This is a genomic window from Longirhabdus pacifica (assembly GCF_004115085.1).
GTDB lineage: Bacteria > Bacillota > Bacilli > Paenibacillales > DSM-105158 > Longirhabdus > Longirhabdus pacifica.
Genome location: NZ_QXJP01000002.1, coordinates 78,285 through 98,544, shown reverse-complemented (window position 1 = coordinate 98,544; position 20,260 = coordinate 78,285). Strand labels below are relative to the sequence as shown.

At 36.6% G+C, this 20,260-nt stretch carries 19 protein-coding genes and 1 pseudogene; 11 read left to right on the top strand and 9 right to left on the bottom strand.

Annotated elements, in window-relative coordinates:
• The first annotated feature begins 97 nt into the window (after positions 1-97).
• Together D1Z92_RS01885 and opp4C are read left to right on the top strand one after the other, a co-directional pair.
• Positions 98-1,048: an ABC transporter permease gene (locus D1Z92_RS01885; protein WP_128893957.1), complete on the top strand. Its 951-nt coding sequence runs from the start codon at positions 98-100 to the stop codon at positions 1,046-1,048.
• A gap of 14 nt (positions 1,049-1,062) precedes the next feature.
• The gene (gene opp4C, locus D1Z92_RS01880) at positions 1,063-1,980 is read left to right on the top strand and encodes an oligopeptide ABC transporter permease (protein WP_128893956.1); all 918 of its coding nucleotides are present in this window, start codon (positions 1,063-1,065) and stop codon (positions 1,978-1,980) included.
• Positions 1,981-2,343: 363 nt separating this feature from the next.
• Here opp4C and D1Z92_RS01875 read toward each other — a convergent pair whose 3' ends face one another.
• On the bottom strand, positions 2,344-2,679 hold the full coding sequence (locus D1Z92_RS01875) for a hypothetical protein (RefSeq protein WP_128893955.1): 336 nt from the start codon (positions 2,677-2,679) through the stop codon (positions 2,344-2,346).
• Positions 2,680-2,908: 229 nt separating this feature from the next.
• Here D1Z92_RS01875 and D1Z92_RS01870 point away from each other — a divergent pair, with 229 nt between their 5' ends.
• The 6 genes from D1Z92_RS01870 to D1Z92_RS01845 all read left to right on the top strand — a co-directional run bounded on the left by D1Z92_RS01870 (position 2,909) and on the right by D1Z92_RS01845 (position 9,517).
• Positions 2,909-3,793 carry an NAD(P)-dependent oxidoreductase gene (locus D1Z92_RS01870; protein ID WP_128893954.1) on the top strand — a complete coding sequence of 295 codons (885 nt, stop codon included), beginning with the start codon at positions 2,909-2,911 and terminating at the stop codon, positions 3,791-3,793.
• A gap of 756 nt (positions 3,794-4,549) precedes the next feature.
• Entirely contained in the window at positions 4,550-6,109 is a 1,560-nt protein-coding gene (locus D1Z92_RS01865; RefSeq protein WP_128893953.1) for an ABC-F family ATP-binding cassette domain-containing protein, read from the top strand.
• A 417-nt stretch (positions 6,110-6,526) separates the two neighbouring features.
• A complete protein-coding gene (locus D1Z92_RS01860) occupies positions 6,527-6,961 on the top strand; it encodes an RrF2 family transcriptional regulator (protein WP_128893952.1) in 435 nt (144 codons plus the stop codon).
• A gap of 167 nt (positions 6,962-7,128) precedes the next feature.
• Positions 7,129-7,671, top strand: a complete 543-nt coding sequence (locus D1Z92_RS01855) for a DUF420 domain-containing protein (protein ID WP_240666533.1) — start codon at positions 7,129-7,131, stop codon at positions 7,669-7,671.
• Between the two features lie 314 nt (positions 7,672-7,985).
• Positions 7,986-8,693, top strand: a complete 708-nt coding sequence (locus tag D1Z92_RS01850; protein ID WP_128893951.1) for a nitroreductase family protein — start codon at positions 7,986-7,988, stop codon at positions 8,691-8,693.
• A gap of 443 nt (positions 8,694-9,136) precedes the next feature.
• Positions 9,137-9,517, top strand: coding sequence for an ankyrin repeat domain-containing protein (locus tag D1Z92_RS01845; RefSeq protein WP_164931402.1), 381 nt, complete (start codon positions 9,137-9,139; stop codon positions 9,515-9,517).
• A 200-nt stretch (positions 9,518-9,717) separates the two neighbouring features.
• On the opposite strand, the gene D1Z92_RS01840 is transcribed toward D1Z92_RS01845, so the two are convergent.
• From D1Z92_RS01840 to D1Z92_RS01830, 3 genes are all read right to left on the bottom strand, one after another.
• Entirely contained in the window at positions 9,718-10,371 is a 654-nt protein-coding gene (locus D1Z92_RS01840) for a peroxiredoxin-like family protein (RefSeq protein WP_164931401.1), read from the bottom strand.
• A gap of 108 nt (positions 10,372-10,479) precedes the next feature.
• Entirely contained in the window at positions 10,480-10,797 is a 318-nt protein-coding gene (locus tag D1Z92_RS01835; RefSeq protein WP_128893948.1) for an ArsR/SmtB family transcription factor, read from the bottom strand.
• Positions 10,798-11,017: 220 nt separating this feature from the next.
• A complete protein-coding gene (locus D1Z92_RS01830; RefSeq protein ID WP_128893947.1) occupies positions 11,018-11,884 on the bottom strand; it encodes a LysR family transcriptional regulator in 867 nt (288 codons plus the stop codon).
• Positions 11,885-12,286: 402 nt separating this feature from the next.
• On the opposite strand from D1Z92_RS01830, the gene D1Z92_RS01825 reads away from it, so the two are divergent.
• From D1Z92_RS01825 to D1Z92_RS01815, 3 genes are all read left to right on the top strand, one after another.
• Complete coding sequence (locus D1Z92_RS01825; protein ID WP_128893946.1) at positions 12,287-13,711, top strand: NAD-dependent succinate-semialdehyde dehydrogenase; 1,425 nt, start codon at positions 12,287-12,289, stop codon at positions 13,709-13,711.
• A gap of 229 nt (positions 13,712-13,940) precedes the next feature.
• Positions 13,941-14,600: a type 1 glutamine amidotransferase domain-containing protein gene (locus D1Z92_RS01820; protein ID WP_128893945.1), complete on the top strand. Its 660-nt coding sequence runs from the start codon at positions 13,941-13,943 to the stop codon at positions 14,598-14,600.
• A gap of 276 nt (positions 14,601-14,876) precedes the next feature.
• On the top strand, positions 14,877-15,809 hold the full coding sequence (locus D1Z92_RS01815) for an aminoglycoside phosphotransferase family protein (protein WP_128893944.1): 933 nt from the start codon (positions 14,877-14,879) through the stop codon (positions 15,807-15,809).
• On the opposite strand, the gene D1Z92_RS01810 is transcribed toward D1Z92_RS01815, so the two are convergent.
• From D1Z92_RS01810 to D1Z92_RS01795, 5 genes and pseudogenes are all read right to left on the bottom strand, one after another.
• Positions 15,804-16,340 (bottom strand): AAA family ATPase, encoded by a 537-nt coding sequence (locus D1Z92_RS01810; RefSeq protein WP_128893943.1) that lies wholly within the window; start codon positions 16,338-16,340, stop codon positions 15,804-15,806. The genes D1Z92_RS01815 and D1Z92_RS01810 overlap by 6 nt on opposite strands.
• Positions 16,341-16,546: 206 nt before the next feature.
• Positions 16,547-17,182 (bottom strand): 3-oxoacid CoA-transferase subunit B, encoded by a 636-nt coding sequence (locus D1Z92_RS17465; RefSeq protein WP_276318857.1) that lies wholly within the window; start codon positions 17,180-17,182, stop codon positions 16,547-16,549.
• 30 nt (positions 17,183-17,212) lie between these two features.
• Positions 17,213-17,899, bottom strand: a pseudogene (locus D1Z92_RS17540) (CoA transferase subunit A); the annotation flags it as partial.
• 23 nt (positions 17,900-17,922) lie between these two features.
• Positions 17,923-19,452, bottom strand: a complete 1,530-nt coding sequence (locus D1Z92_RS01800) for an acyl-CoA carboxylase subunit beta (RefSeq protein ID WP_128893941.1) — start codon at positions 19,450-19,452, stop codon at positions 17,923-17,925.
• 24 nt (positions 19,453-19,476) lie between these two features.
• Positions 19,477-20,259 carry an enoyl-CoA hydratase gene (locus D1Z92_RS01795; RefSeq protein WP_128893940.1) on the bottom strand — a complete coding sequence of 261 codons (783 nt, stop codon included), beginning with the start codon at positions 20,257-20,259 and terminating at the stop codon, positions 19,477-19,479.
• Position 20,260: the final 1 nt, after the last annotated feature.

Genomic DNA, 20,260 nt, shown 5'->3' with positions numbered 1-20,260 from the left:
TGATGCGAGATGATATCATTTTGATGAGTATAGATGATCTCAATAAATAAGAAACTTTGAACATTGATGACAGAAAAGAGAAGGGAGTTGTAACAAAATGTTATCCTATATTATTCGTAGAATCCTTACAGCTATTCCCTTATTAATCGGTATAACGTTAATTTCATTTTTCATTGTACAAATTGCTCCAGGCGACCCTACTAGTTTATTGATGAATCCTGACATTAAACCAGAAGATAAAGTTAAATTTATAGAAAAGTATGGACTAGATGATCCTATTTACATTCAATATTTCAAATGGGTAGGTAATATGGTGCAAGGGGATTTCGGTAATTCTTTATTAAAAAAAGGAACGCCTGTCAGTGAAATGATTATGAATCGTTTGCCAAATACGATTACACTAATGATTGCTGCTACAATCATCGCCATTATATTTTCCATTTTAATTGGAGTATATTCTGCAACAAGACCTTATTCAAAATCAGATTATCTTTTCTCAACCGGTTCGTTTCTTGGTCTTGCCACACCAAACTTTTGGCTGGGATTAATGCTGATTATGTTTACTGCTGTGAATCTTGAGTGGTTTCCTACTGGTGGGGTTGCTGATTTAGATGCTCCTTTTAGCATTTGGGATCGAATACATCATCTTATTTTACCGGCTTTTGTACTGGCATCCGCCGATATGGCTGCATACACAAGACATACACGCTCCAGTATGATCGAGGTATTGAATCAAGATTATATTCGTACGGCAAAAGCGAAAGGATTAAGAAGTCGTAAAGTTATTTTTAAGCATGGCCTTCGTAACGGGCTTACACCAGTGGTTACGCTTTTTGGATTGTCTCTTCCTTCTTTAGTAGGCGGAGCAGCAATAGTGGAACGGGTTTTTGCTTGGCCAGGTCTCGGAAGTTTGTTTATTGAATCTTCCTTTACAAGAGATTATCCAGTTATTATGGCGCTTATCGTACTGAGTTCTGTGTTCATTGTCATTGGTAATATAGTTGCAGATATACTATATGCGGTTATAGATCCACGCATAGAATATTAAAGGGGGGACTACAGATGACAAAAATAAATACAGTAAACGAATCTTCAACAGAAGCGTTGTTAAACCCCAATTTAAATCGAAAACCGGATACGATGTTTAAAATTATAGTATCCAAGTTTTTCAAAAATAAATTAGCCGTTATTGGGTTGATATTTTTAACCATCATTATATTATCTGCTATATTTGCACCTTTGCTAACACCTTACACGCCTGAGGAGCAGAGCTTGAGAGATAGGTTACTCCCTCCTAGTTCTGATCATTTACTTGGTACAGACAAATTTGGTAGAGATATTTTCACACGTATCTTGTATGGTGGACAAATATCACTACTTGTTGGATTTATTTCAATATTGGGTTCTGTTACCATTGGAGCTATTGTGGGGTCTATAGCAGGATATTTTGGTGGAATTATAGATTCCATATTAATGCGAATAGTAGATACGTTACTGGCTGTTCCAACACTATTTTTGCTGATTACCCTTGTCACCATTTTTACTCCAGGTATTGATAAGTTGATTTATATTTTTATATTATTTGGTTGGCTAGGCACTGCAAGATTAGTCAGAGCAGAATTTCTATCGTTACGAACGAGAGAATTTGTATTGTCTGCAAGAACGATGGGAGTAAAAAATAGAAGTATTATTTTTTCTCATATCTTACCGAATGCGATGGGTCCTATCATTGTATCTGCAACACTTGGAGTTGGCGGTATCATTTTGACAGAAGCTGCACTGAGTTATTTAGGTCTAGGAATACAGCCTCCTATACCTAGTTGGGGAAATATGTTGCAGGATGCACAAAATTACACCATAATGCTCAAAGCATGGTGGTATCCGACATTCCCAGGATTGATGATTTTAATCACAGTGTTAAGTTTTAACTTTATTGGTGATGGCTTACGTGATGCATTTGATCCTAAAATAAACGAGTAGTAGAATGGATGATCTAAATCATTCCTACAACTAAAAAACCACTATTATTATATTGGAATTTTTTATCCCTTATAATAACAGTGGTTTTTTGCATATAGTACCTATCATATGTGGTGTATATGACAAAATTAAGTTACAATTTAACTGATCATGCAATGCAGCAGAATAAAAAAATATGAGCATGTACTTATGATTTTACATAAGTAGGCTGCTACAAGTGAAAATAATGCTTATGTTAGGCAGCGTTCGTAAAGAAGGTAATTCGGAATGGTTACAAATGAAGTTGGCCCCTTTTTTGGTGGTTATTTAATCACAAGGGCCAACTCAGTTGTGGTTTTAAAATAGTTTAATAAGTTGGTCTTATTATTGGCCGCTTCTGGCGATAAGATCTTGTTTAATTTGTTCTAATCTTTTAATTTGTTGTTGAATGGCACTTTTTTGATCTGGTTGTAAGTCTAACGTTTCAAGTTGATTTTCTCTGATTTTTTGTACTTCTTCCAGTCTTTTAATTTGTTCAGATGCTGAATCTTCTGTTGCAGGTGTTACTGTTGGTGTAGTGCTACCTCCAGCATTCTGTTCTCTGTTTTCCAAAGTTTGACGAAGGCGATTAATTTGATTTTCAAGGGAGTCAGCAATTTCTGGTTGTGTTTTTTGCAAATCTTGCAAACGTTGGATCATTTCTTCAATCGGGTTAGGCACGTTATTCATCCTTTCTTTTCTGTATCCATCATTTTGAAAAGCAAAATTATGTTTCTCTAACACAAAATATGCGGAGAGTAAATAGGTGGTGACATCAAATTACATTACATTTCAAACAAAAAAATGTGAGCTAACCATTTAAGCCATGTTCAACATGTCATATCTATACTATATTGTTGCATGTGATGATATGAGCATGGTATACAAGAAAAAGTGAGGGGTAAAAGAAATGAGCAAAGGGCTATCCACTGTTGGTTTTATAGGTACTGGGGTAATGGGGAAAAGTATGGCACACCATATTTTAAAAGAAGGATATGAGTTGTACGTACATACAAGAACAAAATCAAAAGCACAATCTTTAATAAATGAGGGCGCACATTGGTGTGAAGATATATCTTCGTTAGTGCAATCCTCACAACTGATTATTACAATGATTGGAACGCCACAAGATGTGGAAGATGTGTATTTATCGGAAAAAGGAATGATTCATGAGGCAAATGAGGGTACATATTTCATTGATATGACGACTTCTTCACCGAGTTTAGCCAAAAAATTGTTTTCTGCCGCAGCAGATAAACATTGTTATGTATTCGACGCTCCAGTTTCTGGTGGAGATGTAGGAGCAAGAGAAGGTAAGTTGTCCATTATGGTTGGCGGGGATAAAGAGAAATTTCATGACGTCCTTCCTGTATTACAAACTATGGGCACTCAAATTATGTATCAGGGGGATGCAGGAGCAGGTCAATATACAAAAATGAGTAATCAAATCGCTGTAGCAGGCACCATGCTAGGAGTTTGTGAGGCAATGATATTTGCTGAAAAATCCGGGTTACATCAAGATACTGTGTTACAAAGCATCTCACGAGGTGCAGCAGGTAGTTGGACTATGAGTAATTTAGCGCCTCGCATCATAAACAATGATTTTGCACCTGGTTTTTATATTCGTCATTTTATAAAAGATATGAAAATTGCAATCGAGGCTGCTGAAGAATTAGATATGAAGTTGCCCGGGTTGATGTTAGCTAAGCAATTATATGAACAACTCGTGGACAAAGGCGAAGAAGATAGCGGAACACAAGCGTTATACAAATGGTATCAGCATCATATGAAGTAATACAATGTCATACATGTATCAACTCAAATAGCGCCTATTTGTAAGAAGACTACAAAGCTATGTGAAAAATATCATTCATACCGACCCATGATGCATGTTGGTGATTGAACCTAATACAGCATTTTAAATAGAAGGTATGAGACAATATATTGACATGGGAATACGTTATTATATATACTGGTTTTCAAGAAATACTTTTATAAATTTAAAATGAATGAAAAGGTGGAAAGAAATATGATGATGTTATCTTCTGTTCTCATTTTGGTGCTAGGTTAAGACAGGATCAGTCTGTCTATTTGCAGCTATCTATGTAAGCTGTTAACTATCCAATTATAGAACAGTAGATAATTAACTATTCCTTTCCATATAAGTTGAATGAACTTGTTCAAACAACTTATTACCACTATGCATAAGATGTAGAAATTCCAGCAATAGAATCTTTACGCCTGCCTAGCAACTGAGGCGTAAACTTGGTTCTCATTATTTCTTCATCTTAAATAGTCCTTTTTTTGCATGGGTAAGGTGTAGTTCCCTTACCCTTTTTAGTTTGTCTAGAAAGATACAGATCACTGCGGGTATATCATAGTTATATTTGCGTTATTTTGCATCATGTGATGTTAATAACGAAAAATAACACTGCATGGTGTACTCTAATGTATATTAAAAAATATAACAATCGAAATCCATATAATGTATACAAAGGAATAATTACTGTTCTCCCTAATTGATTTATTTAAACTAAAAGGAGAGAATACAATGAGTTTATTGACAGTAGATCGTGTGATGTATTCACACGGTGATAAGCATATATTTAATCGCATTTACTTTCGTTTATTACATGGTGAGCATATTGGTTTAGTCGGTAGTAACGGATGTGGAAAATCGACTTTAATCCGCATGTTAGCAGGTGACATCATACCGGATGATGGAGCCATTCATTGGTTGCCAAATACTCGCATCGGTTATTTGCAACAACACGCAGATTTACAACGTGGTGTTACTATGTATGAATTTTTACAAACTGCTTTTTCTCATTTATATGTGTTAGAGCGTAAAATGCATCAGCTAGCTGATGACATGAGTAAACAAAGTGAAACAGAACTACCGTATATTTTAAAACAATATGGAGAAATACAGCAGCAGTTAGAGCAAGCTAATTTTTATCATTTGGATGTTAAAATAGAAGAAGTAGCTGCAGGATTAGGCTTAATAGATATTGGTTTGCAAAAAGAGATGCAAATCCTGAGTGGTGGTCAGCAGACGAAAGTGCTGCTAGCGAAATTATTACTAGAACAACCAGATGTATTATTGTTAGATGAGCCGACGAACTATTTAGATGACCAACATATTACATGGCTTAGTGACTATTTAAAACATTATCCAGGAGCTTACATCGTGGTGTCTCACGACGAACAATTTTTAGATGAGGTCACCCATATTATCTTACATGTGGAACAACAAAATATAAAACGATATGTGGGTAATTATAGTAAGTTTCTGTCCACTTACAAAACAGAGCATGAACAAATGCATATTCAATATGCCAGACAGCAAAAAGAAATAAAAAAATTAGAAAATTTTATTCAAAAAAATAAGGTAAGGAAGGCAAAACAAGCGAAAAGCAGAGAAAAAGCATTACAAAAAATGGAGCCTATCGCAAAGCCCACCATGATGAGAAAACCCACATTTCATTTTAATGTCGCCATAGAGCCCGTTCGTGTTATAGCACAGCTTGAAGAAGTGGTGATTGGTTATGATCATCCACTGCTCTCACCCATTAACTTGAACATTCGACGTGGCGACAAAATAGCAGTCGTTGGTTATAATGGGATTGGAAAAACAACATTGTTAAAAACGAAACTACATCGTATTCAGCCGTTAAGTGGGTCTATTGCGCTCGGGGATAGAGTGAAAATCGCTTATTTTTCACAAACATTATCTTTACAAACTGAAGGAGTAAAGATAACAGCACACACTCCATTAGACTATCTCTGTGCCTTTCGAAGGGATATGACACATCGTCAAATTAGACAATTATTAGCTAAAGTGGGATTGGATCGAGATCATATCGAAAAAGATTTTCATCTTCTCAGTGGTGGAGAACAAGCGAAAGTAAGGTTATGTGAGTTAATGCTTACGGAAAGTAATGTACTAATTTTAGACGAGCCAACGAACCATCTGGACGCAGTTGCAAAATCATCGCTTAGAGAAGCTCTAAAAGAATACCAGGGAACGATCATACTTGTTTCACATGAACCTGCTTTTTATGAAGATTGGATAACGAAGGTCCTACATGTGGAACAATGGAAGTTGTAATCTTTATTTCTTCATCTTATGTTTAGTTGTAATAAGTTTGTTGAACAAGTTCATCCAACTTATATAACAGATGAAGAAATAATGAGAACTAAGTTTACGCCTCAGTAGCCAGGCGTAAAAGTGGATGTAGAAATTTCTTCATCTTATGATTAGCGGTAATAAGTTGGTTGAACAAGTTCATCCAACTTATCTAACAGATGAAGAAATAACGAGAACTAAGTTTACGCCTCAGTAGCCAGGCGTAAAAGTGGATGCGGAAATTTCTTCATCTTATGTTTAGTTGTAATAAGTTGGTTGAACAAGTTCATCCAACTTATCTATTTTCATATAAACTATGTTAAAAGCTATCGTTTTCATGTATATTAATAAAAAGATAGAGGTATACAGTGGCTATATACATCGTAAAGGAGGAACAATATGTCTGCCGAAAAAACGTCAAATACAAAATGGTTTGCATATGCCATCGAAGCATTGCTTGTATTAGCTAACAAAAATGAAATATGCCCTAGTGCTCATGTTGCCGTGAAAATTGAATCTCAATCCACGTATGTGAGAAAAATATTATCTTATTTAGTGAAGGCACAACTTGTGGGTGCAAAAGAAGGACGCGATGGAGGATATTATTTAAAAAAACCAGCACATGAGATTACTTTAGCTGATGTGTATACGGCGATGCAATTTCCCGATCCTCTTCCAAAAGTTATTTTTGGAGTAAACGATCAAACAGGATGCATTAGTTCAGAGACAAAATCAGTAATGACAGAGATATCTAATGAGATGGAAGAATGGTTGATGGTCAAATTGCAGCATAAGACAATCGCCGATTTATTACCAGTAAATAAAGTGAATTAAAAACATATACAGTACGTTACAACATTTCAAGATTGTATATGACAGGCATAATAGATGCTTTTTATGCACGAAACAATGTTCGAAATAATGACAATATATATATTTTAGTACCTTTAACCCATATGCTATCATATGGGTATGAACATAGATGGAGGATAGAGATATACATGGACAAAAATTTAGCTATGAAAGAAAAAAGTTATAATGTTTTTATCGCCATTTTTTCTGTAACGGTGGTTATACTTATTGCAATTCTTTATTTTCTTCCTGACTATGAAGGAATGGTAAACTTTGATGTTACCATCTTCCCGTTGTTGAATGCGATTTTTAACGTATTTACGTTTTCATTTTTGCTGTGTTCCTTATATGCAATCAAAAATAAAAACATTAAAGTACATCGCAACTTCATACTGGCAGCCTTTGTATCTACGTTTTTCTTTTTAATTTCTTATGTTACGTATCATTTTTTAAGCGAACCAACTCCGTTTGGTGGCAACAGTATATTAAAATATGTGTATTATTTTATTTTAATATCTCATATTTTATTAGCGATACTAAATGTACCACTAGCATTGTTGAGTGTCGTAAGAGGCTACATGGGACAAGTTGAAAAGCACCGTAAAATAGGTAAGATTACAATGCCAATATGGCTATATGTCAGTTTCACAGGTATACTTGTTTACGTACTTATATCACCTTACTATGGTTAATATGGTTAATTCTTAGTTTTTTAAAATATCTTATGGCATTGAAGTATCAACATGCTTTAAAGTATATCATGCAAGTTAAAAGTTTGGTTTTAACATGAAAACCTTCTAAAAATCCACTTGTTAGTATGACTGTGGTTTTATCATTGTGGAAATGAAATGGAAGGAGGTTCATGTGAACCAAGCTTTTTTGATATGCCACTTTTAATGTCTAAAAATGATTAGCCGATATGAGCTTATACTGTACTTGACAAAGTTACAGTTTAAGTTTTATACTGTGTATATAAATAGTACAGTATAAAAGAGGAGAGCTGATCATGACGCAAGAGAGAACAAGTAACCAGGAATATTTTGATAAAATAAAAGAAATTAAAACAGAAGGTAATTTGCCAAAGGAGATTGAAGATCAAAACTTTTTTACGATAGCTAAAGAAAGATCTTCCATTCGTCATTATGATCCTAACTTTAAAATAGAAAGAAAAGAAGTACAAGAAATTTTAGAAACAGCTATTTTAGCACCATCATCATCTAATTTGCAGCCGTGGAGATTTCTTGTTATTGAAGATCAATCGTTAAAAGAAACGTTATTACCGATCGCAAACAATCAAAATCAAATTGTTGATGCATCTGTTGTCATTGCAGTTTTAGCAGATTTAGAAGCTTATAAAAAAGCACCGGAGATTTATCAGCAAGTCGTAGATAGTGGCTCCATGACAGAAGAAATTAAAGATTTCTATATCAATCAAATCAACCAACATTACGGGAATTTAGACGAAATGAATGCCATGCGTGTTGGCATGATTGACGGTGGAATTGTGGCACAACAATTAATGCTTACAGCAAAGGCAAAAGGATATGACACCGTACCAATGGGTGGATTTGATCCTGTGAAATTTGTAGATACCTTTAACGTACCGAAGCATTTTACACCAGTTATGCTCATTTCTTTAGGGAAAGCTGCACATGCAGGATTTCCTAAAAAACGTTTACCACTAGACGAAGTTACTACTTGGAATACATTTTAATGATGACATCCGATCCTTTATTTTTCTGTAAAGGATCGGTTTTTTTATACTTCCATAAATTATATTGTTATTTTATAATGATAAAAAACTATGTATAAAAAATGAAAATGAAATGGAGTTGGTGACATAAGGAAAATATTTTGCTATAATGCAATGAAAAATGAAGCAATGAAGTATGATGTGATTAAAATGCAAATCAATTACATTTAGGGTAGTAGATGCACACATGCTGATTGAATGTAGTTTATTGTATATTTTAAAATTATTGATGATATCACTTTGGTGTTTTTACACTAATAAATAATGGATTACAATGAAGGGAGGGGTATTGGATTTTAACGCTATTTTTTACTGTAACATCATTCATTATGACGATAATAGTACTCTACATATTTATAACTACAGCATCCAATATCAGCCAAATTAATCAAACTCTTTTGTTCATGATTAAACAAAAAACACCGACGCTGTTAGACGCAGTGAAACTAGAGGACATGTCTACTTTAACTTCTATTATTGAAGAACGAAGAAACCAATATAATTTGGAAGAGGCGCTTTTGATGGCCATAAAGATGGAAAATGCAGCAATGGTAAAAACACTTTTAGATGCGGGAGCTGATCCTGATTTTCATGATGGGGATGGCATAACCATGGTGCAATTAGCAGCAACATTTGAATTTACTAATATTGTTCAAATTTTACTAGAAGCAGGTGCCGATTTACGTATACTGAATGGAAACGAAGAGATTTCAGCACTGCAATATGCAATAAAACATGGTTATCCAGCGGTCGTAGATGCCTTGAATAAATCAGAGTCTGAATAATATGGATATTAATAACATTGCTCTGACACCTGAAAACACTCGAAAAAGGAAGTTTTTAAAAACATAGAGTGCAGCAGATCACGACCTCGCTGTACTGATATATTCCCTTCCATTTTTCGAGTACCTTGCTTCCATCATATAAATAAATATCTTGTCATTATCATGTTTTTGCTATAGAAACGTTTTTTTATTCTGTATACTTAGCGAATAAATGTTTCTGCTTTTTCTAAAGCTAGTTTGGGTTCCATTCTTTCTTTATAATCAGGATCAGCTTCTACATACTGAATTATTCCTTCTTGATCTATGATATATGTTGCAGGTACAGGCAATTGACGAGCGAGGCCGTCAGCGTTGTGTTTCTCTAAATCAAGACCGAATTTTGTATATACTTGAAATAAGTCCTCAGGTAATTCAAAAGATAAATTGTAGCTTTTAATAACAGATTGAGTCTCATCGCTTAAAACTTCAAAGGATAAATCATGTTTCTGTTGCATGGTTAAAGAATGATCTGGTTTTTCTGGAGTAATGGCAACGACTTGAACACCCTTTTCTTTAAATGATGAACTTAAATCTTGATATGCCTTCAACTCTAAATTACAATATGGACACCACTCACCTCGGTAAAAAATGAGCACTAGAGGCCCTTTTTGCAAAGTATCAGATAAGGATACTTCTTTACCTGTTGCATTTTTTAGGGTGAAATCAGGTGCTTTTTCTCCTACTTTAAGTCCTTTTGCAATATCTGATTCTGCTAATGACTTCGTAGCATTTTCCATGATAGCAACAATTTCATCCGGGATTTTACCTACACTGGATTCAAATTGATTTTTTAATTGTTCTTTTAGTGACATCATGTGCATCTCCTTCACACTTAAGGTTTATAGTTCGAAAACTGTTGAACTTAAGAGGATTATATCACCTTTTACTTTATTCAGCAAGTAGGAAAGCATTTTTTATTGTAACTATATATATGCAGGGTCTACATGAGACAACGTTGAAATGATGCCAGGAAACCTTGCTTCAAGTTCATCGACTCTTACAGAGTAGTAATGTTCCTTGCCTTCAACTCTAGCTTGAATTAAACCAGATTCTCGAAGCACTTTAATATGATGTGAAACAGATGATTTGGGCAAGTTAGTAAGTGGTATAAATGAACTACATATTTTTTCTTTTTCTATTAATAGAAACTGCACAATCTTTACACGATTGGGTTCACTTAATGCTTGCATGACTCTAGTAAATGGAATACTCTCCATAGGTGGTTGATAAGGTTGCTTCATTTCCAGTCTCCTTATAAGTGAAAATAAAATACATATATATCATAGCGATATGAAAAGATAATTTTACATGGGATAGTATAAACATATTATACTTATTTATGTATGAAGGGGAAAGGCAAACTTTAAAACTGTGATTGATCCGTAGACTTTTATTTGGGGCTCAATCATTTTTTTGTATGTGCCTTTTCCGTGTATGTTCGTTGTCTTCACTTTTAATCGTTTAGTGATTTCGGAATATTTGATAAAGCCGCTTGCCGGTGTCCTCATTTCTAGCTATAACAGAAATTGTTCTTTGCTCCTCAAAATCGGAAATAGGAATGGCGATAATATTTTCGTCTGTAATATGATGTTTAAAGATTTCTGGTAAGATGGAAACACCTAAATTGTTAGATATGAAGCCAAGAATACTTTGCCCAAATTCTATCTCAGCTGCAATGTTTAAGGGCAATCCTTTATGTTCGAATTCTCGATTAATAATCATTCTAATATCACATGTCGTTGGAAGAAGAAATAGTTGTTCCTTACTAATTTCTTGCAACATTATACTTTCATCTTTTTTGCTTGCTAGTGGGTGCTGGGAGTGGATAAATAACATAAATGACTCAGAGAACAATGGCTTTGTCCAGTATGTATGTTTAATTACAGATTCATCACACATAATAACATCGATTTCTCCTTGTTCTAATCCTGACAACAATTCAGAAAAAGTATGGGATATTTTAATTTTAATGCTCCCATTGGGTACTTCATTTGTTACACTAGCTAACTTCTTAGGTATATAAAACGTAGAAACACTAGGCCAAGAGCCAAGTGTTAGATTTCCAGAACCCTGCGAAATGAGAATTTCACGACGCATGGAACGAATCTCATTTAAAATAGTAACGGAACGATCGTGCAATATCTTGCCAGCAGTAGTCAACTCAACTCCAGATGCAGAGCGTATAAAAAGATGGGCTCCAATATCATGTTCCAAACTTTTAATCTGTTTACTTAGCGCTGGTTGACTCATATTTAAATGCTCACTTGCTTTGGTTAAGCTTTTATATTCTGCCGTAGTATGAAATGATTCCAACCATTCTATTTTCAAATGTTTCACCTGTGCCTTTCTAACATTCCTTAATCAAAATTGCAATACATTATATATTATAGATGATGTTTATGTCATTCACCAAATATTAAGGTGGCATCAATCATTTTTTGTGAAAATATTCTATAATTGCTTCTTCTCTTTATATCAAACAAACATGCTGCTATCGTATAACAGAATGGAATCATTACATAATATAATGGAAGTACTCCATTAAACGTACACATGATATCATCTTTTGTAGTAACTGCTTAGATATTGAATCTGCTTGGTTACAAGTACAAAATGACACAACGCATCATATTTACAGCAGTTTGTATTTCAAAGTAATGTAATAAAATTATAAACAAAATGATAAGCAGCATGGTGCACAAAAGATATAGGGGAAGGAGGAAGAGGTCTATGTTTATGCAGCGAAATGTCATTAATGGTGAGTGGATGACGGCAGAAAGCACAATACCGGTTCATAATCCAGCTACCAAACAAGTCATAGGACAGGTGCCAAATGCTAGTGAAGCAATGTCTCTCGCAGCTGTAGATGCAGCATACGATGCTTTCCAATCTTGGTCACGAACGACAGCAAAACAAAGAAGCGCATTGCTGTTAAAGTGGCATGCGCTTATTGATGAACATAAAGATATGCTCGCTACCATTATGACAGAAGAATTAGGCCGTCCACTGGAAGGATCAAGAACAGAAGTGGATTACGCTAATCAATTTGTTGAATGGTATGCAGAGGAAGGGAAGAGAATATATGGTGAGATGGTTCCATCCTCATCAACAGAAAAAAGAATTTTCGTAAAAAAAGAACCTATCGGTGTGGTGGGAGCGATAACACCTTGGAATTTCCCTGCAGCAATGGTGACACGTAAGTTGGCTCCAGCGCTGGCAGCAGGTTGTACAGTGGTGCTAAAACCATCAGAAGAAACACCATATACGGCAATAAAGTTAGTACAACTTGCACATCAAGCTGGAATACCTAACGGAGTCATTAACCTCGTCACAGGTGATCCGGTACCGATTGTAGATGTTTGGCAGAAAGATGGACGAGTTCGCAAGATTACATTCACTGGCTCTACTCCTGTCGGAAAAATGCTGATGAGAGGTGCTTCCGATACGATGAAAAAATTATCGCTAGAGTTGGGTGGACACGCGCCTTTCATTGTGACTGAACACGCAGATATAGATAAAGCAGTAGAGGAAGCTATAGCTTCTAAATTCCGCAATGCTGGTCAGGCATGCATAGCTGCAAATCGATTTTTCGTACAAAAGTCAATTGCCGAAGACTTCAAAGAAAAGTTTTCTAACAAAGTAAAGCAACTCGTAGTCGGTAATGGCTATGATAGAAACGTAGATATAGGGCCACTTATCAATGAGCGTGCTGTAAAAAAAGTAAAAGCACAAATGGATGATGCATTGCAACGTGGTGCAACGTTAGTGACAGGTGGAAATGTCATCATGGAGGATAAAGGCTACTTCATAGAACCAACGGTACTGATGCATACTACCGATGACATGCTTTGTATGCAGGAAGAGACGTTTGGTCCGTTAGCTCCAATCACTTCATTTGACACATTAGAAGAAGCCATCAGGCGGGCGAATAAAAGTCCGTTTGGACTTTCTGCCTATGCTTTTACCAAAGATATTAAAGAAGCAATGATACTATCAGAGCAATTAGAATATGGCATCATAGGCATTAATGATGGACAGCCTTCTACAGCACAAGCACCATTCGGCGGAATAAAAGAGAGCGGGCTTGGTCGTGAAGGAGGACATCAAGGGATACAGGATTATCTAGAAACAAAGTATATCTCATTGAGTTTTTAAATGATGGGGCTATATGCTATCAATGTGACCATTAAACTAATTGATTTAATTGATCTAGTGCGATCATGAAGTAAGCCAACTGAGTTTTTTAACCTGAGGTGATTAGGCATAACCGTTTATTATTACCTCATAATGCAATGGAAGTACTCAAATGACGAAACAAGCTGTATAATTTTAGTTAGAAAAACAAATTTAAATTTATATTCAAATATAGAGGAGTGCGTAAAACATGGCAAACATATTAATGGTGATATCCAATGCAGTACAAGTCAAAGATTATCAAACAGGTTATTGGGCAGAGGAATTCGGAGTGCCATTGCAATTGTTTGAAGAAGCTGGTCATAATGTCACTATTGCTTCTCCAAAAGGTGGAGATGGAAAAGTAGATGAAGCTAGTTTAATGGAACAATGGGATCCAGATGGGGAGTCCAAAGCATTTCAAAAGTTAGAAAGATACAAAGATACAAAAAGATTGGCGGATTTATCAGGCAAATCGTTTGATGTTGTTTTCTTCGTAGGTGGACATGGACCTATGTTTGATGTGTCTTATGATCCTAATGCTCATCGCGTCATTAACGAAGTATATGACAAAGGCGGCATCGTTGCAGCTGAGTGCCATGCACCATCTGTATTAGCTTTTACTTATCGTGATGGCAAGTCCATTATTGATGGCTTAGAAGTAACTTCTTTCCCGGATGCATATGAGCCGAAAGAAATACTTTCATTTTTACCATACAGTGTGGAACAAGAATTAGCAAAAGTAGGAAAATATACTTCGAACTTAGACGTTCCTGAATATGCAGTATGGGGTAATGACCAAATCATTACAAGTAGAGATCCATCTTCTTCTGCATTAATTGCAAAAGAAATCATGAAAAAATTATCTTAATCGTTAGGTTGGAAAAGTGGGTACTCTAGTTGAGTGCCCCTTTTTTTGTGATTTTTAAAAAGTAATGAAATTAAAAAGTAATGAAATACAAGTTAACGCCTCAGATGTCAGGAGTAAACGTTGAAATAGAGATTTCTAGATTTCTCCATCTTATGCACAGCTGTAATAAGTTGGTTGCACAAGTTCATTTAACTTATACATACATTCATTCAACTTATAGACAGAAAGATGATAGTCAAGTAGACTAAAATAACGAAGTAAAGGGGAAAATCCGTCATGGTCAAAACAGCAGTAGAACTTGAATTAGGTTTTGAAATCATAAACATAATTAGTGAACGGATGGATGTAAGTGTCTACAAAGTCTGTAGAAATAAACAATGCTATTTACTAAAAATTCACAACAAAGAACTTCCCTTTAAGCGAGAAGTAGAAGCTTATACCCATTTTCCAAAAAAGGGCTTACCCGTTCCCACGCTCATACAATCAGGAAAAATATCGTCACAATATTATATCGTTCTAGAATGGTGGGAAGGCACCACATTGCTGGAAGCATTCCCTCAAATGAAACCGGCTAAAAAAGAGGAAGTACTATATCAAGCAGGTCAATTACTTGGAACGTTTCATTTTTGCATGACGGAGAATGAAATAAAAGAAACGAAGCTTTGGCAATATGCTTATGACGGTGTTACCAGTTATGATGACTACGCTTGGGAAAATATATTTGCAAAAAAATTTCCTTTGTGGATAGAGAAGATACGGTTTAAAAAAGAAGATAATCATAAGAAATTAATAGAAGCATTCCAAGTAACAGAAAAAGAAATGAAACATTTCAAATTTGATTCACCAATTGGCATCATCCATAGAGATTATGGTCTTCGAAATTTGATGATACATGATGATAAAATAAAAGGTATTATTGATTTTGAGCATACGATAGTAGGCGATCCTGTATTCGATTTGACAAAATTAATTTTCAATGACATAGACGATGAACATGATGTTCATCTGAGAGAGTCCTTTTTGGACGGTTGGAAAAAGCAAAGTCATATGAGCATACCTAATGAAAGACTAGAGCTTTACATTGCCATTCAAGGGGTTAGTACTATTCAATGGGTCGATAAGCAACCCCTGCAAGATCAACAACAACATCAAGATTTTCGCCATAAAGGGATAAAAATGTTATTTACAGCTAGTGAATTATTGTCATGATTGTTGCATGTTTATTTGAGACATGATTTCATCTACAACATCATCTACATGCTTATGCTCCGTATTTATGTATGGTTGAAATTGTCCTCCTTCAAAAGCATGAAGACATTTTTTTGTTTGTTGAAAGCACCAATTACCTTCGGTTTCACCGCGTTTTTTTAGTCTATCCGTTATGGTTGACTCACTCGCCATTAAGCAAAAATGATACGTATCTGGATCTATCGCTTTAAATCCATCATAATTATATTGAAAATAATGTATGTTCCTAATTGTCATGGGCACAATCAATGTGGTTTTGTACAGAGATATTAGTTGATCCGCTGTCGTAACGGTTTGTTGTCTCCATAGTACAAAATCTTGAAAATCTCCAGTCGATGCTTCACTTTCTCTAATGGAAGCTGGCAGCATCTCGCGCAGCAACATACCAATCATTTCGGGATCGAATATCATACTGTTCTCTAGTTTGGATAATAGTTGATTAGCGACGGTTGTTTTTCCTACGCCAAATGCTCCATTGATCATGACAATCATATGTGATCCTCCTAGCAAGGTTATGTATACATGTATAGACTAATTTGTGAATGAAAAGTTACTTATTGATGGATCCATAATAGAACAATGAAAGAAAAGATATCGGCGAGATATAAGAGAGGAGGAAAAAGATGAAGAGGGAGAGGGAGAGGGAGGGGACATGCTACCTCCCTGAAATAGTGTATCTGATCCTAATTTTGATCTGTTTAATACGCTTCTAACTTGATTTGTTCACTTACCATGAGCGTTGGTTCCGTAATACTCTTAATATCTTCGACGCTGTATCCTTTTGCAACTTCTACTAGTACAAGCCCTCGCGGGGTGACATCGATAACAGCTCTTTCTGTAATGATGCGATGGACGACTTTTTCTCCTGTTAGGGGCAATTTACAAGCTTGTAGTATTTTCAAATCTCCTCTTTTGGATACATGATCCATGATCACGATAATTTTTTTCGCTCCATGCACGAGATCCATAGCTCCGCCCATGCCTTTGATCATTTTATTTGGAATCATCCAATTGGCGAGGTCACCTTGCTCTGATACTTGCATTCCACCTAAAATAGCGACATCAATATGTCCACCTCGAATCATAGCGAACGATTCCGCACTGTGAAAATAAGCGCCACCGTCAATGGTCGTCACGGTTTCTTTTCCCGCATTGATTAAATCAGGATCGACTTGTTCATGGGCTGGATAAGCGCCAATCCCTAACAATCCATTTTCGGACTGCAATACGACAAACTTGTCTTTCGCGATGTGATTAGCAACCAGTGTAGGCATGCCGATTCCAAGATTGACATAGTCTCCACTGTTAATTTCTTGTTCCGCTCTTTTGGCTATTTTGTTGCGTATTTCTGATTGATCATCGAGTTGATTCGTCGTTAGACGTTCTATACGTTTTTGCTGATAGCCAACGATCATGCTTTGTACGTAGATACTCGGTGTATGAATCTCTTCCGGTCTGATTTGTCCAGGCTCAAGTAGTGTTTCTACTTCGGCGATGGTAATTTTACCTGCCGCTGCAATCATGGGGTTAAAGTTTTGCGCTGTTTTATTGTAGACTAAATTCCCCATCTTATCGCCCTTCATTGCTCTAACTAGACTGAAATCGGCTGTCAGGGCTTTTTCAAGTAAATAAGCTTGATCACCAAACACTTTACTTTCTTTGCCTTCTGCTATAGGCGTTCCAATGCCTGCAGGGGTGTAAAATGCGGGAATTCCAGCACCTCCTGCACGAATTTTCTCTGCTAACGTGCCTTGTGGTACGAGCTCTACTTCTAACTCTCCAGAAATCACTTGTTGCTCAAATAATTTGTTTTCTCCTACATAGGAACCGATCATTTTTTTAATTTGTTTATTTTTAAGTAAAAGGCCTAATCCCCAATCGTCAATGCCGCAATTATTGGATATGACGGTAAGCTGCTGCACATTTTTTTCAACGAGTGCTAACAGTAAATTTTCAGGAATACCACATAACCCAAAGCCACCAACCATAATGGTTGCTCCATCGTGAATGTCTTTTACTGCTTCTTGGTAAGAGGAAAGTATTGTCTTCAAGTGCACTTCACTCCTTTTTTATTTTATACAGGATAAACCGGATGCTTGCGATGGGAGAATACTAAGTATTTGGACATATACGTATTAAATCTTTGTATCAATTCATGTCGCAAATCGTTAGCAGGTACAATGCCATCAATAATCATCTCTGAAGCGAGTCGATATATATCGATGTCTTCTTTGTACGCTTCTCGTTTTTCTTGAATGAAAGCTGCTCTGTCCTCTTCTGGAAGTTCGGATATTTTTTTCGCATAGACAGCATTGACGGCCGCTTCAGGTCCCATAACAGCAATTTGCGCAGTAGGGAGGGCAAGGCAACAATCGGGTTCAAAAGCGGGTCCCGCCATAGCATAAAGGCCTGCTCCGTATGCTTTTCTCACAATGATAGAAATCTTAGGAACGGTTGCGGCGGACATGGCAGCGATCATCTTGGCACCATGACGGATAATGCCAGCACGTTCTACTTTTGTCCCGATCATAAATCCTGGTACGTCCGCTAAAAATAATAGAGGGATGTTGAAAGCATCCGCAAGTGTAACAAATTTCGCTGCTTTATCGGAAGAATCATGGAAAAGCACGCCGCCTTTTACTTTCGGTTGATTGGCGATAATACCGACGGATTGTCCATTCATTCTGGCAAACCCTGTTATGATCTCCGAAGCAAAAAGTTTTTTGATTTCAAAAAAGGAGTCTTCATCTATAATTCTATCAATCAATTCATACATATCGAATGGGACGTTTTGGTTTTGTGGTATGATATCTTCCAATGTTTTTTCAAACGTTTTCGGTGATAGACTTTCTTTTACACTTGGTTTGTTTGCATAGTTAGCAGGGAAGTAGGAGATATAATCCCTAGCCATTTTAATTGCTTCTTCCTCAGAAGTAGCAAGCACGTCACCAACACCAGATACAGAACAATGCATTCTTGCCCCGCCCATTTCTTCTAGTGTGGTTTTCTCGCCTATCACCATTTCGGCCATCCTCGGGGAACCTAAATACATCGATGCGTTACCTTCTACCATGATGACAATATCTGAAAAAGCTGGGATGTAAGCACCGCCCGCAGCAGATGGCCCGAACATAATACAAATTTGTGGCAGCATGCCGGACAGCTTCACTTGATTATAGAAGATGCGACCTGCACCGCGTCGTCCTGGAAACATTTCTACTTGGTCGGTGATTCTAGCTCCTGCTGAATCCACGAGGTAGATGAGAGGGATTTGCATTTTTTCCGCTGTTTCTTGTATTCTTAATATTTTTTCTACTGTTCTTGATCCCCAGGAACCAGCTTTTACGGTAGAATCGTTCGCCATGACACCAACGAGTTGACCGTGTATTTTTCCAATAGCTGTGACGACACCGTCAGCGGGTAGATCGTCAGCCATATGATTGGCAAACAAAGCATCTTCTATTTCAATGCCATCGTCAAACAATAATGCTAGTCGTTCACGGACAAACATTTTACCTTGTTTTGCATTTTTTTCGTGATATTTTTCTGCGCCACCTTTGTGTATATGGTGTACGACTTCATTTAGTTTTTGTTCTATTGTCATGATTTGTTCCTCCTATGTATGTTTTCATTCGCCTTTATATATTGGCTTACGTTTTTCTTTAAACGCTTGTAGCCCTTCGATCCGATCTTTTGTTGGGATTGTCATGTCATAAGCGCTTTGTTCCATGGCTAGTCCTGTATGTAGATCAACTTCACTCCCTTTATTGATCGCCATTTTAGCTTGGGTAAGGGAGATAGGCGCATTTTGTACGATGTGCTGAGCTAATTCATTTGCTTTATCCATTAACTTCTCTGTTGGAACGACGTGCTCCACTAAACGTATGTTTTCAGCTTCTTCAGCATCGATTCTTCTGGCGGTGAAAATGAGCTCTTTCGCTTTTCCTTTCCCGATTAGCCTGGGTAGACGTTGCGTGCCGCCAGCCCCTGGAATAATGCCGAGCGATGTTTCGGTTAAAGCGAATTTGGCATGATCTGCTGCCATTCGAATGTCGCATGCAAGCGCGAGTTCCAGCCCACCTCCGAGTGCCATGCCGTTCATGACGGCAATGACAGGTTGTGGCAAAGATTCGATGTCATTCATGGTCTTTCTAATGAGGGAAACAGCTTGACGAACTTGAATGGGATTCATATTTGCACGTTCTTTCAAATCTGCTCCAGCACAAAACACTCTATCGCCAGCGGCTGTCAAAAGCACACATCGCACCGATGTATCGTATTGAATTTCAGTCGTTGTTTGTTCTAATTCTTTCAACAGCTGCTGTGACAGCGCATTGGCAGCTTGTGGTCGATTTAATGTTATCGTTGCTATCCCGTCTTCCGAAACACGGTATAGTACTTGTCTATCCATT